This is a genomic window from Helicobacteraceae bacterium, assembly GCA_031258155.1.
Taxonomy (GTDB): domain Bacteria; phylum Campylobacterota; class Campylobacteria; order Campylobacterales; family SZUA-545; genus JAIRNH01.
This window is the reverse complement of record JAIRNH010000036.1, coordinates 1-13,411: the sequence shown is the minus strand read 5'-3', so window position 1 is coordinate 13,411 and position 13,411 is coordinate 1. Positions and strand designations below refer to the sequence as shown.

At 51.2% G+C, this 13,411-nt stretch carries 15 protein-coding genes; 14 read left to right on the top strand and 1 reads right to left on the bottom strand.

Going from position 1 to position 13,411, the window contains the following annotated elements:
• Window positions 1–143: 143 nt before the first annotated feature.
• Window positions 144–554 carry a hypothetical protein gene (locus tag LBF86_05145; GenBank protein MDR0664889.1) on the top strand — a complete coding sequence of 137 codons (411 nt, stop codon included), beginning with the start codon at window positions 144–146 and terminating at the stop codon, window positions 552–554.
• A 492-nt stretch (window positions 555–1,046) separates the two neighbouring features.
• Here LBF86_05145 and LBF86_05140 read toward each other — a convergent pair whose 3' ends face one another.
• Window positions 1,047–2,210, bottom strand: a complete 1,164-nt coding sequence (locus LBF86_05140) for an LLM class flavin-dependent oxidoreductase (protein ID MDR0664888.1) — start codon at window positions 2,208–2,210, stop codon at window positions 1,047–1,049.
• 138 nt (window positions 2,211–2,348) lie between these two features.
• Here LBF86_05140 and LBF86_05135 point away from each other — a divergent pair, with 138 nt between their 5' ends.
• The 13 genes from LBF86_05135 (at window position 2,349) to LBF86_05075 (ending at window position 13,158) form a co-directional block, all read left to right on the top strand.
• Window positions 2,349–3,320, top strand: a complete 972-nt coding sequence (locus LBF86_05135) for an ABC transporter substrate-binding protein (GenBank protein MDR0664887.1) — start codon at window positions 2,349–2,351, stop codon at window positions 3,318–3,320.
• Window positions 3,321–3,919: 599 nt separating this feature from the next.
• A complete protein-coding gene (locus LBF86_05130) occupies window positions 3,920–4,684 on the top strand; it encodes an ABC transporter ATP-binding protein (GenBank protein ID MDR0664886.1) in 765 nt (254 codons plus the stop codon).
• Window positions 4,674–5,531 carry an ABC transporter permease gene (locus LBF86_05125; GenBank protein ID MDR0664885.1) on the top strand — a complete coding sequence of 286 codons (858 nt, stop codon included), beginning with the start codon at window positions 4,674–4,676 and terminating at the stop codon, window positions 5,529–5,531. Before LBF86_05130 ends, LBF86_05125 begins: the two co-directional genes overlap by 11 nt.
• The gene (locus tag LBF86_05120) at window positions 5,513–6,769 is read left to right on the top strand and encodes a hypothetical protein (protein ID MDR0664884.1); all 1,257 of its coding nucleotides are present in this window, start codon (window positions 5,513–5,515) and stop codon (window positions 6,767–6,769) included. The genes LBF86_05125 and LBF86_05120 overlap by 19 nt, the downstream gene beginning before the upstream one ends.
• 11 nt (window positions 6,770–6,780) lie before the next feature.
• Window positions 6,781–7,749 (top strand): ABC transporter substrate-binding protein, encoded by a 969-nt coding sequence (locus LBF86_05115; protein MDR0664883.1) that lies wholly within the window; start codon window positions 6,781–6,783, stop codon window positions 7,747–7,749.
• Window positions 7,750–7,780: 31 nt separating this feature from the next.
• Complete coding sequence (locus LBF86_05110) at window positions 7,781–8,185, top strand: hypothetical protein (protein MDR0664882.1); 405 nt, start codon at window positions 7,781–7,783, stop codon at window positions 8,183–8,185.
• Between the two features lie 89 nt (window positions 8,186–8,274).
• A complete protein-coding gene (locus tag LBF86_05105; GenBank protein MDR0664881.1) occupies window positions 8,275–8,508 on the top strand; it encodes a hypothetical protein in 234 nt (77 codons plus the stop codon).
• Between the two features lie 10 nt (window positions 8,509–8,518).
• A complete protein-coding gene (locus tag LBF86_05100) occupies window positions 8,519–8,809 on the top strand; it encodes a hypothetical protein (protein MDR0664880.1) in 291 nt (96 codons plus the stop codon).
• Between the two features lie 188 nt (window positions 8,810–8,997).
• Window positions 8,998–9,648 carry an amino acid ABC transporter permease gene (locus tag LBF86_05095; GenBank protein ID MDR0664879.1) on the top strand — a complete coding sequence of 217 codons (651 nt, stop codon included), beginning with the start codon at window positions 8,998–9,000 and terminating at the stop codon, window positions 9,646–9,648.
• Entirely contained in the window at window positions 9,629–10,312 is a 684-nt protein-coding gene (locus LBF86_05090; protein ID MDR0664878.1) for an amino acid ABC transporter permease, read from the top strand. The genes LBF86_05095 and LBF86_05090 overlap by 20 nt, the downstream gene beginning before the upstream one ends.
• Entirely contained in the window at window positions 10,305–11,045 is a 741-nt protein-coding gene (locus tag LBF86_05085; protein ID MDR0664877.1) for an amino acid ABC transporter ATP-binding protein, read from the top strand. Before LBF86_05090 ends, LBF86_05085 begins: the two co-directional genes overlap by 8 nt.
• A gap of 11 nt (window positions 11,046–11,056) precedes the next feature.
• Entirely contained in the window at window positions 11,057–11,893 is an 837-nt protein-coding gene (locus LBF86_05080; protein MDR0664876.1) for a transporter substrate-binding domain-containing protein, read from the top strand.
• Between the two features lie 74 nt (window positions 11,894–11,967).
• On the top strand, window positions 11,968–13,158 hold the full coding sequence (locus LBF86_05075) for a threonine synthase (protein MDR0664875.1): 1,191 nt from the start codon (window positions 11,968–11,970) through the stop codon (window positions 13,156–13,158).
• The last annotated feature ends 253 nt before the right edge of the window (window positions 13,159–13,411 follow it).

Below are 13,411 nucleotides of genomic sequence, written 5' to 3'. Positions count from 1 at the left end.
GCTAATTTTGATTTTATCAAGAAAGGAGAGCGCTACAATGCAATTCGCTCGGTTTGGCTCGATCCTTAATCCGTTATCGAAGGTCAAAAAAAGATTCCTCTCTCTCTCTCTCTCTCTCTGTAATTAGCCTAACCTTTCTAATATTGTTAGCGGGTTGCGGCGGAGGAGGCGGAAACGACAACAATAAGCAAAAGTCTCCCCCTTCGATCGAATGGCAAATATCGCTTGGCGGCAGCGCCGATGACTGGGCTTATTCCATCCAGCAGACAAACGACGGCGGTTATATTATCGCGGGCTATAGCGCCTCTACCGACGGCGATGTAACGGGAAACCAAGGCAGCGCCGACTACTGGATCGTAAAACTAGACCCAAACGGCGCTATTGAATGGGAAAAATCGCTTGGCGGTAGCGACTATGACTACGCTACTTCCATTCAACAGACAAAAGACAACGGTTATATTATCGCTGGTTATAGCTACTCTACCGACGGCGATGTAACCGGTCATCACGGCTCTACCGACAATCCCGACTACTGGATTGTAAAACTAAAATAACGCCGCGTAAGGAGACGTAACAACGCCAACTTGCCCTTCCCGTCTTTCCCGCCCAATGCCCCCCGCGCGGGGCAGGAGCGCTAGGCGCGCAGGAAGGCGGAAAACCCATTCTCGTCATTCCCGCGAAGGCGGGAATCCATGATAACAATCATAAAAAGATGGATACCCGTTTTCACGGGTATGACAAAGAGGGTTGTCATTCCCACCCTTCGTTATTCCCGCGAAGCGCCCCGATAGGAGCGCTAGGCGCGCAGGCAAGCGGGAATCTATTTCCATTAGACTTAACAAAATGTGAGAACCCACAACAACGATCATCAAAAAGATGGATATCCGTTTTGCTTCGCGATTACGGGCGGTAAACTCGCCCTATCGCTCCGTGCTGGAATGATAGGGCGCGCGGGTATGACGGTAAGATTGAACGGCGATCTAACGAAAATTGCGCATATATTGGCGCGGGAAAGGCAAAAGCCGCAAGCGCGCCTTTGCTTAGCGCTACGCGGCGTTGATTATTTTGCTCGCTTTTCCGGCGATCGGATAGCGTTGCCCAACCTCGAAACCGCCGCCGGTAACGACCTGCTCGCTCTCAAAAATAGACTCTCTTTCAAGCAGCGGAAATACGAGTTCAGCGAAACGGATCGACTCTTCGAGGTGCGGGTAGCCGCTAAAGACAAACGTATCCGCGCCAAGCGCCGCATACTCTTTGATACGCTCCGCCACAATTTCGGGACTGCCCACAAGCGCCGTTCCCGCGCCGCTTCTAACCAACCCTACGCCCGCCCACAGATTAGGGCTGACTTCTAGCTTGCTTAGATCGCCGTTATGCAGATCGCTAATGCGTTTTTGCCCGATCGAATCGGAGCTGCGCTGCCTTGCTTGAGCCGTTTTGATCGTCTCTTCGTCGAGACGGCTAATCAGATTTTGGGCGGCTTCCCACGCCTCTTTTTCGCTCTCGCGCACAATAACTTGCAGCCGAAAGCCAAAACGCACGCTTCTGCCTAACGCGGCGGCGCGTCTTTTCACGTCGGCGATCTTTTCCGCCGCCATTTCGGGCGGTTCGCCCCAGCTGAGATAAACGTCGATATGCTTGGCGGCAAAATCGTGCGCCGCGTTAGACGAGCCGCCAAAAAACAGCGGGGGATATGGTTTTTGAACGCCCCAATAAAGATTTTCCGCGTTCTCCACTTGGTAGTATTTGCCCTTGAAGGTTACGTTTTCTCCGAGCAGCAACCGCTTCCATATCGTAAAAAACTCGTCGGCGGATTCGTAGCGCTCGTCGTGATTTTGCGTTACGCCTTCGCGCAGGCGATCGTCGGGCCACGCGCCCGGGACGATATTGTAGATTAGCCGCCCGTTTAGCGCTTCGTCGAGCGTCGCGCTCTGCCTAGCGAATACGGTCGGTCCGCCTGTGGCGGTATGGCGTAGAGCGACTAGCAACTTGATGCGGCTAGTCGCCGTCGCCAAAGACGCGGCGGTAACAATCGGATCGAGATTGCCGCTGCCGGTTGGCACAAGCAGTCCGTCGTAACCTAGCAGTTCCGCCGTAGTCGCGATCTGTCGCAGATAGGCGTTTGTCGATCGCCGCCCCGACGAGGATTTGCCAAGATACCTGCCGTCGCCGCCAGCCGTTGGCAGAAACCAAAATATGTTGAGCGCCATTGTAGTTCCTTTTGTTGATTTACGCAATTGTACCGCGCGAAAACTTAAAATCATTAGTAATACAATCGATTAACTTGGCTTTTTAAGCAACAAAAGTGTAGTATTTCGCTTTGTAAAATCAACATTAGGAGGTCGGCAATGAGAATCCTTGTTGTCGCGGCGGCGTTTTTTGCGCTTGCGCTGAATCTATCCGCCGAAAAAAGTTCGCTTGTTATCAGCAAGCAGTATGGTTTGGGCTATCTGCCCTTAATCGTCGTCGAAGAGCATAAGCTCATTGAAAAACACGCCAAAAGCGCGGGACTTGGCGACGTCAAAGTCGAATGGGCGACGTTCGGCGGCGGCTCCACCGCAAACGACGCGCTTTTAAGCGGCACCGCCGATCTAGTCAGCGGCGGCGTAGCTCCGTTCGTGCGGCTTTGGGATAAAACAAACGGCAAGGTTAAAGCGTTAGCCTCGCTAAACGACGCGCCGATCGTATTTGTCTCAAGCAACCCTAAAGTCAAATCGGTCAAGGATTTAACCGATAAAGACAGAATCGCCCTGCCTAGCGTCAAGGTCTCCATTCAGGCGCTGGCGCTTCAGATCGCGGTGGCAAAGGAGCTTGGAGCGAAAAACTACGATAAGTTTGATCATCTGACGGTTACGCTCAAACACCCCGACGCTTTCGTGGCGCTCACAAGCGGCAAAAGCGAGGTAACTGGACATATCGGCTTAGAGCCGTATAGCTCGCTAGAGTTGCAAAACCCCGAGCTCCACAAGGTGTTTAGCTCTTACGACTACTTCGGCGGCGCGCACACGACAAACATCGTCTGGACAACGGAGAGTTTTTACGAGGCTAATCCAAAGCTGGCGCGATCAATTGTCGCGGCGCTGGATGAAGCCGACGAGTGGATCAATAAAAATCCCAAAGAGGCGACAAAGGTTTATTTAGCTTCGTATAACTCCAAAGAGTCGCCTGAATTGATCGAGCGGATACTTAAAAAAGAGCTTGCTTATCAGACCAAGCCTCTGCCGAACATCACGGTTTTTAGCGATTTTCTTTTTGAAACCGGCGCGGTAAAGCGCAAAGCTAAAGATTGGAAAGAGCTGTTTTTCGACGCGATCCAATAAGTTTTTAGCGATCGGCAAATTAGCCTTCCGATACTAATCGGAAGGCTCCGTCGCCGCGCTAAAAAACGCGGCTTTCTCGTTATGCCCGCGCTCGCAAGAAGCGCGACTTGCGATAGAACGGATCGCCGCTAGTCGCGCGCTATACCGCTTCTCCGTTATTCCCGCAATCCTGCGCGCCTCGCGCTCTTTTCAAAGCGGGCGCTTTCGCGGGAATGACGGGAGGGCGGAGACGTTTTTTTGTTTCAACGTTGTGGTTTTCTGGATTGCTTGTCGTCGTTTTGGCTACTTCGATCGCCTATATTTATATTATCGGCGTTTGAACGGCGACTTGCCTTGCGAACGCCGATCCTCTCTGTGCCGCGATATTAACCCTGATCGTAGAAATTATAAAAGGTTTAAGCGCCGTAGCGCAATGACGGCGTAATCTTGCCGCGATTTTCGCGAAGGCGATCCAAACATTAGTAATCCAATCAATTAACTTTAGTTTTTTAAGCGTTCAAAGCGTAGTATTCCGCTTTGGAATATCAACATTTGAAGGCTGGCAATGAAAAACGCTCGCGCCAAATCTGTTTGCCGAAAAAAAGTGAAAAGAGCCGTTTTTGACGCAATCTAGCGAGTTTTTATCAATCGACAAGATCACCCTCCAATACCGATCGGAAGGCTATCTGATCACGGCGGTCAAAGGCGTTTGCTTTAGCGCCGCCAAAGGCGAAAGATTGATCTTGCTAGGGCGATCGGGGTGCGGCAAATCGACGATCCTGAAAGCGATCGGCGGTTTTATCAAGCCCGCGAGCGGCTCTATTAGATTAGACGGCGAGCTTATCCAAGCGCCTAGCAGCGATCGGGCGATGGTGTTTCAGGAGTTTGATCAGCTTATGCCGTGGAAAACAGCGCTAGAAAACGTGGCTTTCGCTATACGCCACGCGCGGCGGCTTAGGCGCAAAGAGGCGGCAGACGAGGCGCGGCGCTATCTTGGCAAGGTGGGTTTGGAGGGGTTCGCTCATAGCTATCCGCACCAACTATCGGGCGGAATGAAACAGCGCGTGGCGATCGCCAGAGCTTTGGCGGCGCAGGCGAAAGCGTTGCTGATGGACGAGCCGTTCGCGGCGCTGGACGCTTTGACGCGCTCGCAAATGCAAGAGGAGCTTTTGCGGCTTTATCAGGAGGAGGGCTTTACCCTCGTTTTTGTAACGCACTCCATCGACGAGGCGCTGATACTAGGCAGCAAGATCGTAATGCTCGGTCCGCACCCTGGCGAAGTGATCGAAACGATCAAGCTAAGCGGCGCGGCGGCGAGCGATCTAGCCTTGAAAGAGCGGATCAACGCGATACTATTCAAAGACAGGGTGGAGTATGTCATATAAAAGCGATCTTGAAGGCAAACTAAACGCGGCGCGTCAAAGCGCGGAGGAAAAGGTTGCGTTAAGCCTCGCGCAGAGAGTGTTTTCGCGCGGGTGGGTTAGAAAAACGCTGATCGTTTGCGCGCTTGCCGTTATATGGCAGATTTACGCGGTTATTCTGGACAACGAGCTTATCTTTCCCACCCTCTCCGCCGTGATGATAGGCTTCTGGCAGTCGATCGCAAGCGGCGAGCTAGGCGCCAAAGTCGCGCTATCGCTCGTGATGTTGCTTAGCGCATACGGTTGCGGCATACTGATCGCGCTCACGCTTACGATCGCGGCGATCACCACCAAGGTTGGCACCGATCTATTAGAGACGCTAACCGCTATGCTAAACCCCCTCGCGCCGATCGCGCTTTTGCCGATGGCGCTTCTGTGGTTTGGGCTGGGCGCTCCGAGCATTATTTTTGTTATCTGCCACGCGGTTATATGGCCAATCGCGCTCAACACCTACAACGGCTTTACGAGCGTAAGCCAAACGTTGCGCATGGTAGGGCGCAACTACGGCTTAAGCGGCTTTGGCTTCGTGTTTAAGGTGTTGATCCCCGCCGCGTTTGGCGGCATACTAACGGGACTTAAAGTTAGCTGGGCGTTTGGCTGGCGGACGCTGATCGCCGCCGAGCTTGTCTTTGGCGTGGCGGGCGGCGGCGGGGGGCTTGGCTGGTTCATCTACGAAAAGCGCCAGCAATTAGACATAGACCTCACCTTCGCGGGCTTGCTTACCGTTATCCTCATTGGGATTTTAGTAGAAAACGTCATATTCAAAACCATAGAAAAAAGGACGGTGATTCGATGGGGAATAAAAAATTAACCTTTAACGAAGTCGCGGCGAAATACCCCGATTTTCCGCGCCTGCTGCTTCTCAAAATAGATATGCACAGACGCGGCGTAGCATATACCGATCGCGCTTTAGACTCGTTTGATCCAAGCGTTCATCAAGGCGGCGGCACGCATATATTCGGAACGCGAGACGGCAAACTTACCGCGCGTCCCGAAGCGCTTATCCTGCGCGACGCCACGTCCGTCATCGCCACCCCCACGCCGTTTAACCAAAATCCATACGTCGTCGATCTGATCGACAATCGTCTGATCGCCTGCGATCAAGGCGCGCCTATAGACGAGGTTTTTTTCTGGGAAAAACCCGACTATTACGACAAGCGAACCTCTAGCGGCGCGATTATGCAAAATATCGTAAGCGCCCGTCCGCAACGCCTTTATGTCGTGCCGAATCGTTACTGCCATTTTTGGACGAACGAGAGCGGCGGCGGGGGTTGCAAATTTTGCGATATTGTAAATAACCTAAAAACGCAACGCGAGGAGATAGAGATGCCTACGCGAATCAAAATTGAAGACGTTAGCGAAACGGTAGGCGAGGCGCTGAAAGAAAAAGGCAGATTTACGGCGGTCGCGCTGACAAGCGGAAGCGATTATCACGGAGAAAAACCGTTTGACAAAGAGGTCGATTTTTATATCGAAGTATTACAGGCGATCGGAGAGCGCTTTGAAACGCCGCGTTTTCCCGCGCAACTAATATGCACGGCGTTGCCGAAAGAGCAGATAAAACGCATTTACGATAACACGGGCGTTACGAGCCTCACCTATAATATCGAGGTTTTTGGAGAGAGTATTTTTAACGCCGTATGCCCCGGCAAAGCAAAATGGGTGGGTTATAAGGAATGGAAAAAACGCCTAAGCGACGCGGTTGACGTTTTTGGACCAAGCCGCGTAAATACGGGAGTCGTGGCGGGCGTGGAGCTTGCGCCCCCCTATGGCGTTCAAAGCGAGGAGGAGGGGCTGGAGCTAATTTTAAGCGAAGCCGAGGAGCTGGCGCAAAACGGCGTAAGCTCCGTTAGCATGGTGTGGCAACCGCGACCGGGCAGTTTTCTAGGCGCCAACCATAATCAAACAATCGGCTCGCTAGAGTATTACGTCCGACTAACGATCGGGCTTCAAGAGCTTCGTCTTAAATATGGTCTGTCGATCGATTTCGACGATTATCGCAGGTGCGGCAACCACGCGGATTCCGATCTGGCGCGAGTATTTCAATAAAGGAGATCAAAATGAACAAGGCGGCGTTAGCGTTAGCGCTTTTTGTATCGGCGCTTTTTGCGCAACAGTTAGAAGTCAGGCTAAGCAAACAATACGGCGTGAACTATCTGCCTCTGATCGTAATCGAGGATCAACGCCTAATCGAAAAACACGCGAAAGCGGCTGGATTAGGAGAGGTTACTACGGAGTGGATCACGTTTGGAAGCGGCGCGGTAGGCAACGACGCGCTGATCGCCGGACAGGTGGATTTTGTCAGCGGCGGCGTGGCGCCGTTTTTGAGGCTATGGGATAAAACTAAGGGGAAGGTAAAAGGTTTTGTCGCTTTGGATCAAGCCCTATACTATTTCAATACGAATAATCCGTCGATAACAGGTTTGCGCGATATTAACAAAAGCGATCGAATTGCGGTCTCGGCGGTTAAGTCGTCGTTTCAGGCGGTATTGTTGCAGATGGCGAGCGCCAAAGAGTTTGGCGTTAAAAATTACGATAAGTTTGACTCGCAAACGATAACGCTAAAACAACCGGATAGTTTAATCGCCTTAACGAGCGGCGTTAAAGATATTACGATTCATATCGCCACAGAGCCGTTTAACACAATCGAAGCGCGATCGCCGTTAGTTCATCGCTTTTTGACCAGCCGCGATATAGTCGGCGGTTTGCATACCAATCTTATGGTTTGGACGAGCGAAGATTTTTACGCCAAAAATCCTAAACTTGCCAAAGCCGTCTATGCGGCGTTCGACGAAGCGATCGATTGGATTAACGCGAACGAAAGCGAGGCGGCGACGCTATATATTAGAGCGACAAAAACGCGCGAGCCGCACGATCTGATATACGGCGTGATCGCTAGCGCCGATCTAGAGTATTCGATCAAACCTTCCGAAAATATAACGCTTTTTAGCGATTTTCTTTACGACGTAGGCGCGATCAAAAGTAAGCCCGCTTCGTGGAAAGAGCTGTTTTTCGATATAAACCATTAGGGTATGGCGCCAAACGAAACAGATCGCGCCGTTGATCGCGGCGGCGGCGCGAAAACCGCTCGGCTATCGCCTACATAATATCGACGCCGCTTTAACTCGCGTAAAAACTTACGAAACGATAAACGCGAACGCTAAAGCGGCGCAGAGTTCTAATGAGGCGAACGCTAAAGTTAGTAGCGACTTCTCCGCGCGAGAGTATTTTGACGGCGTTAAGAGATTCGCTACGCAATTCGACCCGAGCGAATATGCTCAGATCGACGAAAAACAGATAAAAATCAACTATGAATTAGAGCGGCTGCTTTCAAAAGCCGTTAGCGGCTACGGCGGCATATACGCTTTGCGCGCCGATCCTTTAGGTATTCAAAGCGATAATTTTTTGACGGACGAAAACGCGCCGCGGAACGATTTGCGGGCGAAAAAAATATACAAAAAGTAGGCGCGGCTATCGATCGGCTTTTAGAAATAAGATTACAATTTGAGCGCAACGAGATCGATCAAAAGACGTATAAATACGGCAAAGAGAGTATGGAGTATAACGTAAATAGGCTAGTCGCCGAATATAACGATAAAACGCAAAGTCCAAACGAGGGCGATCAGAAAGTATTCGCCAAAGATCGATGGATAGACGCTAAAGAGTGGGAGATAGAGAACCTAAACGATACCAAAAAAAGAGTTTATCAATTTATATCAATTAAGCGACGAATTTGTAAAATCCGAGCTTTTCAAAATTGCCTTCGAGCGGTATTTAGAACATCTTGAACTGGTCTATATGACGCTCATTACGACAGGCAGGGATTTATACGACGAACTTTTTGAAGGCGACGCGCAAAACGCGCTCAGACGCGAGATAGCCAAAACCGATAAGTCCCGCGCGGAGCGCCTAGAGCTTTTTGAAAACAACGCGAAAATTTTGCGCGAATACGTTGAGAGGGAAGATTTTACAAACCGAAGCGAAAAAGCCCAAACAATGCCGCTACATTCGTTAGAGAACGCCGAGAAAGTTTTAGCCGCCGCTTATGAAGCGCTGGGTAGCGGCGGCGAGCTAAGCGTAACCGCTTAGTCGTTATCGCGCCCGATCGCCCGCCGTTAAAGCCGCGAGCGCGCAAGAAGCCGTCGTTTCGCCCTTTCGCAAACGCCGCTAGGCGCAAACAGAGAGAAAATGCTATAATCTCTATCGGAATTATATAGAAACAATTTTTGTTGAGCAAAGAGGCAAATAGATGATCGTAGCCAAGCGAGCGGCGGTAAATGGCGCTTGATTACAATTTGATGATAGATAGCTTGCCGCTTTACGCAAGCGCGGCGGCTTATACGCTCTACCTAGCGTTTTGCGGGATCGCCTTGTCGGTCGCGATCGGGCTTTTTTGCGCGTTTGTCCTATATTACAAAACGCCCTATATCGGCTGGTTTGTAAAAGGGTATATCGAGCTTTCGCGCAATACGCCGCTACTAATCCAGCTATTTTTTCTCCATTTCGGTTTGAAGCTGGAATCCGAATCGTGCGCCTTTATCGGACTTGCGTTTTTAGGCGGCAGTTATATGGCGGAGGCGTTTAGGGGCGGGCTGGAGGCGGTGGAAAAAATTCAGATCGAATCCGCGAGCGCGCTTGGGCTAAATCGTTTGCAAACGGCGCTCTACGTCGTGATTCCGCAGGCGCTTATCGTCTCCATTCCGTCGATTGGCGCGAATATCATATTTTTGGTTAAGGAAACTTCGGTGGTAAGCATAATAGCAATCAGCGATATTTTAGCGGTGGCGAAGGATATTATCTCTATCCACTACGCAACCTCCGAAGCGCTAATTATGCTTACGCTTTCCTATCTTGTTTTGCTGCTTCCTATCTCGATCGCCGCTCATTTCGCAGAGAAAAAGGTGAAATTTGGCGTTTTCGGGTATTGAGGTTTTATTTGATCTAAACAATCTCGAACGGCTGCTGGGCGGGCTGTGGGTTACGATCAGGATCGCGTTAATATCCATCTTTTTCTCCGCGATTTTCGGGCTTATCGTAGGCGTGATCGCGCTAAACAAAAATATCTATGTAGGGTTTATATACAAACTATATCTTGAAAGCATAAGAATCATACCGCCGATCGTATGGCTTTTCATCTTTTATTTCGGTTTTGCGACGCTTTTTGAGGTTAGGTGGAGCGGCGAATTGACGGGCATTATCGTCTTTACTATCTGGGGGACGGCGGAGACGGGCGATCTAGTTCGCGCCTCTATCTCAAGCCTCCCCGTTCATCAAACGCAGAGCGCCGCCGCGCTTGGATTAAGCCAGTTTCAGATTTACCGCTACGTGATAATCCCGCAGGCTTTGCGGCGGCTTCTGCCCGCGTCGATCAATCTAGCGACGCGGATTATCAAAACCACGCCGCTCGTGGCGATGATAACCGTCGTCGAAGTATTAAAGATCGGACAGCAGATAATAGAGCTAAGCCTGCTAAACAATCCGCGATCGGCTTTTTGGATATACGGCTTTATATTTTTTCTCTATTTTATTATCTGTTATCCTATATCGGTCTTATCAAGAAAACTAGAGCAAAGCGTTAATACTAATGGGTGATCTACTAACGCTAAAAGGCGTATATAAACGATTTGGCAAAATCGAAGTTTTAAGCGATATAAATCTGTCGCTTAAATCGGGCGAGGTTCTAGTGATAATAGGACCTTCCGGTTGCGGCAAAAGCACGCTGTTAAAAACGATAAACGCGCTAGAGGAGATAGACGATGGCGAAATTATTTTTGACGGAGTTAATATCGGCGACAAACGCGCCGACAAACGGCTTGTCCGCACAGAGATTGGAATGGTTTTTCAAAGCTACGACCTGTTCCCGCATATGAACGTCATAGACAACATAGCGCTGGGACCGACCAAAGTTCAAAAAATAAGGAGGACGGAAGCGGAAGAAAGGGCGATGGTTTTGCTAGAAAGGGTGGGTTTAGCCGACAAGAGAAACGCCTATCCGAGAGAGCTTAGCGGCGGGCAGAAACAGCGCGTCGCGATCGTGCGGGCGCTGGCTATGAATCCGCGCGTTATGCTCTTTGACGAAGTAACGGCTTCTATCGATCCGGAGATGGTAAGAGAGGTGTTAGACTGCCTGCTAGAACTCGCCAAAGAGGGCATGACAATGATAGTGGTTACCCACGAGATGGGTTTTGCCAAAGCGATCGCCGATCGCCTGATCTTTATGGACGCGGGCAAGATTGTGGAAGAGGGACCGCCAAAGCGGTTTTTTGAAAATCCAAAAAGCGATCGCGCTAAGCGGTTTTTGAGCCGCTTTAACTTTAGCCTATAAAAGGAAAACAGATGAAAAAGTTGTTTAGGATTGTAGCGTCGGCGTTGCTGGCTTTTGGCGTTATGTTTGGCGCGGATAAATCCGACGCGCACCCTTCGTCGCCGGAAGCGATCAAGGCTCGCGGCGTTTTGAAAGTCGCGGTTTTCGGCGATAAACCGCCGTTTGGCTATGTCGATAAAGACGGCAAAAGCGTCGGCTACGATATTTATTTCGTCAAAAGGCTCGCGAAAGAGCTTTTAGGCGACGAAAACAAGGTCGAATATACGCTGGTAGAACCCGCCGCGCGCGTGGATATACTAGAAAGCGGACGGGTGGATATAGTCTTTGCGAACTTCACCGTAACCGACGATCGCAAAAAGCGCGTCGATTTCGCCAATCCCTATTTCAAAACCGCGATCGGCGTGGTTTCGCACGAGAAAGATTACATTACCGATCTCAAGCAGTTGAAAAACAAAAAGCTGATCGTAATACGCGGCACGACGGCGGACGTATATTTCACCAAAAACCACCCCGAAATATCGTTAATAAAATACGATCAGATCGCGGACGCTTTTCAGGCGTTGCGCGACGCTCGCGGCGCGGCGCTAACGCAGGACAACACGTTGGTGTTGGCTTGGGCGCTGGAAAACAAGGGCTTCAAAGTGGGAATAGGTTCGCTAGGCGGCGTCGATCCGATAGCGCCCGCGGTGCAAAAGGGCAACGTCGCGCTAAGAGATTGGATCAACGCGACGTTTGAGAAACTCGACAAAGAGAAGTTCGCGCTCAAGGCGTTCAACGAGACGCTTAAACCCTACTACGGCGATTTTGTCAAGCCCGAAGACCTGATCGTCGAGGGCGGCAAGTTTTAGGCGCTAGCGCCGCGAAAGGCGCGAGCAAAGGCTTCGCCCAACGCGGCGAAGCCGCGTCTATCAAAGGTTATACGATGTTCGCAACTCATTTAGCGTGTTCAAAATGCGGCGAAAAACAGGATTTCCGCCAAAGGGCGCAGCTGTGTCCAAAATGCGCCGCGCCGCTACTTGTCCAATACGATCTATCTAAGATCAAAGCCGCTTTTTCGCCGAAAAAACTCGCCGATCGCCCCTATAACCTCTGGCGTTACGCCGAGTTTTTGCCGATCGAGAACGAGGCGAATATCGTTACGCTTGGCGAAACAATCACGCCGCTGATAACGCTTCACAAGATCGGCGCGCGACTAGGCTTTGAAAACCTTGCGCTCAAAGACGAAGGGCTAAACCCGGGCGGAACCTTCAAATCGCGCGGCGCGGCGGCGGGCGTAAGCCGCGCGAAGGAGCTTGGCGTGCGCGCGCTCGCTATGCCCACAAACGGCAACGCGGGCGCTGCGTGGGCGATCTACTGCGCCAAAGCGGGGATAAAAGCCTTTGTGGTTATGCCAAAAGACGCGCCGTATATAACCCGCGCCGAATGCGCGGCGGCTGGAGCCGATCTCTACCTGATCGACGGGCTTATAAGCGACGCGGGGCGCGTCGTAGCCAAAGCGATCGCCCAAAACGGCTGGTATGACGCATCCACGCTCAAAGAGCCGTATCGTATCGAGGGCAAAAAGACGATGGCGCTTGAAATTATCGAACAGCTTGGCTGGCGCTCGCCCGACGTAATTTTGTATCCGACAGGCGGCGGCGTGGGGCTGATCGGCATATATAAGGCGATCTTAGAGTTGCGCGCGATCGGCGTTATCGATAACGCGCCGCGTCTCGTCGCGGTTCAGTCAAGCGGTTGCGATCCCATTGTCCGCGCGTTCAAGGCGGGCAAAACAAGCGGCGAGTTTTGCGAAAACTCGCGCACAATCGCCTTTGGAATCAACGTGCCAAAAGCGCTAGGCGATTTTCTGGTTTTAGAGGCGCTATACGCTACAAACGGCGCGGCGATCGCCGTTGGCGACGACGAGTCGCTAGAGGCGCAAAGCCTGCTCGCCAAAACCGAAGGGCTGTTTGTCTGTCCCGAAGGCGCCGCTACGCTTGCGGCGGCTTGGAAACTGCTTGAAAACGGCTGGATTAAATCGGGCGAAAAGGTCGTTTTGCTAAACACGGGTAGCGGTCTGAAATATCCCGATACCATCGCAATCAACGCGCCCTTGCTAAGCAAAGACGCTTAGCGTTTTACTGGGCAAACGCCGCGTTTTTGATCCCGCGCGGATTTAAGCGTAAATGACTTAATATTCATAAATTGTGATTTCATCAAGTTCAGTTTGGCTCAAGCCTTAATCGCATCATCGGAAGTCAAAAAAAGCTCTCTCTCTCGGTAGCCGCTTCGCTTGTCAGCGAGATTAGCGCGACAAGCAAGTAGAGAGCAGTTTTCGCCTCATCTTTGTCCTTTCGGGTAATTTCGTAAATAGTTCAACCGCCGCG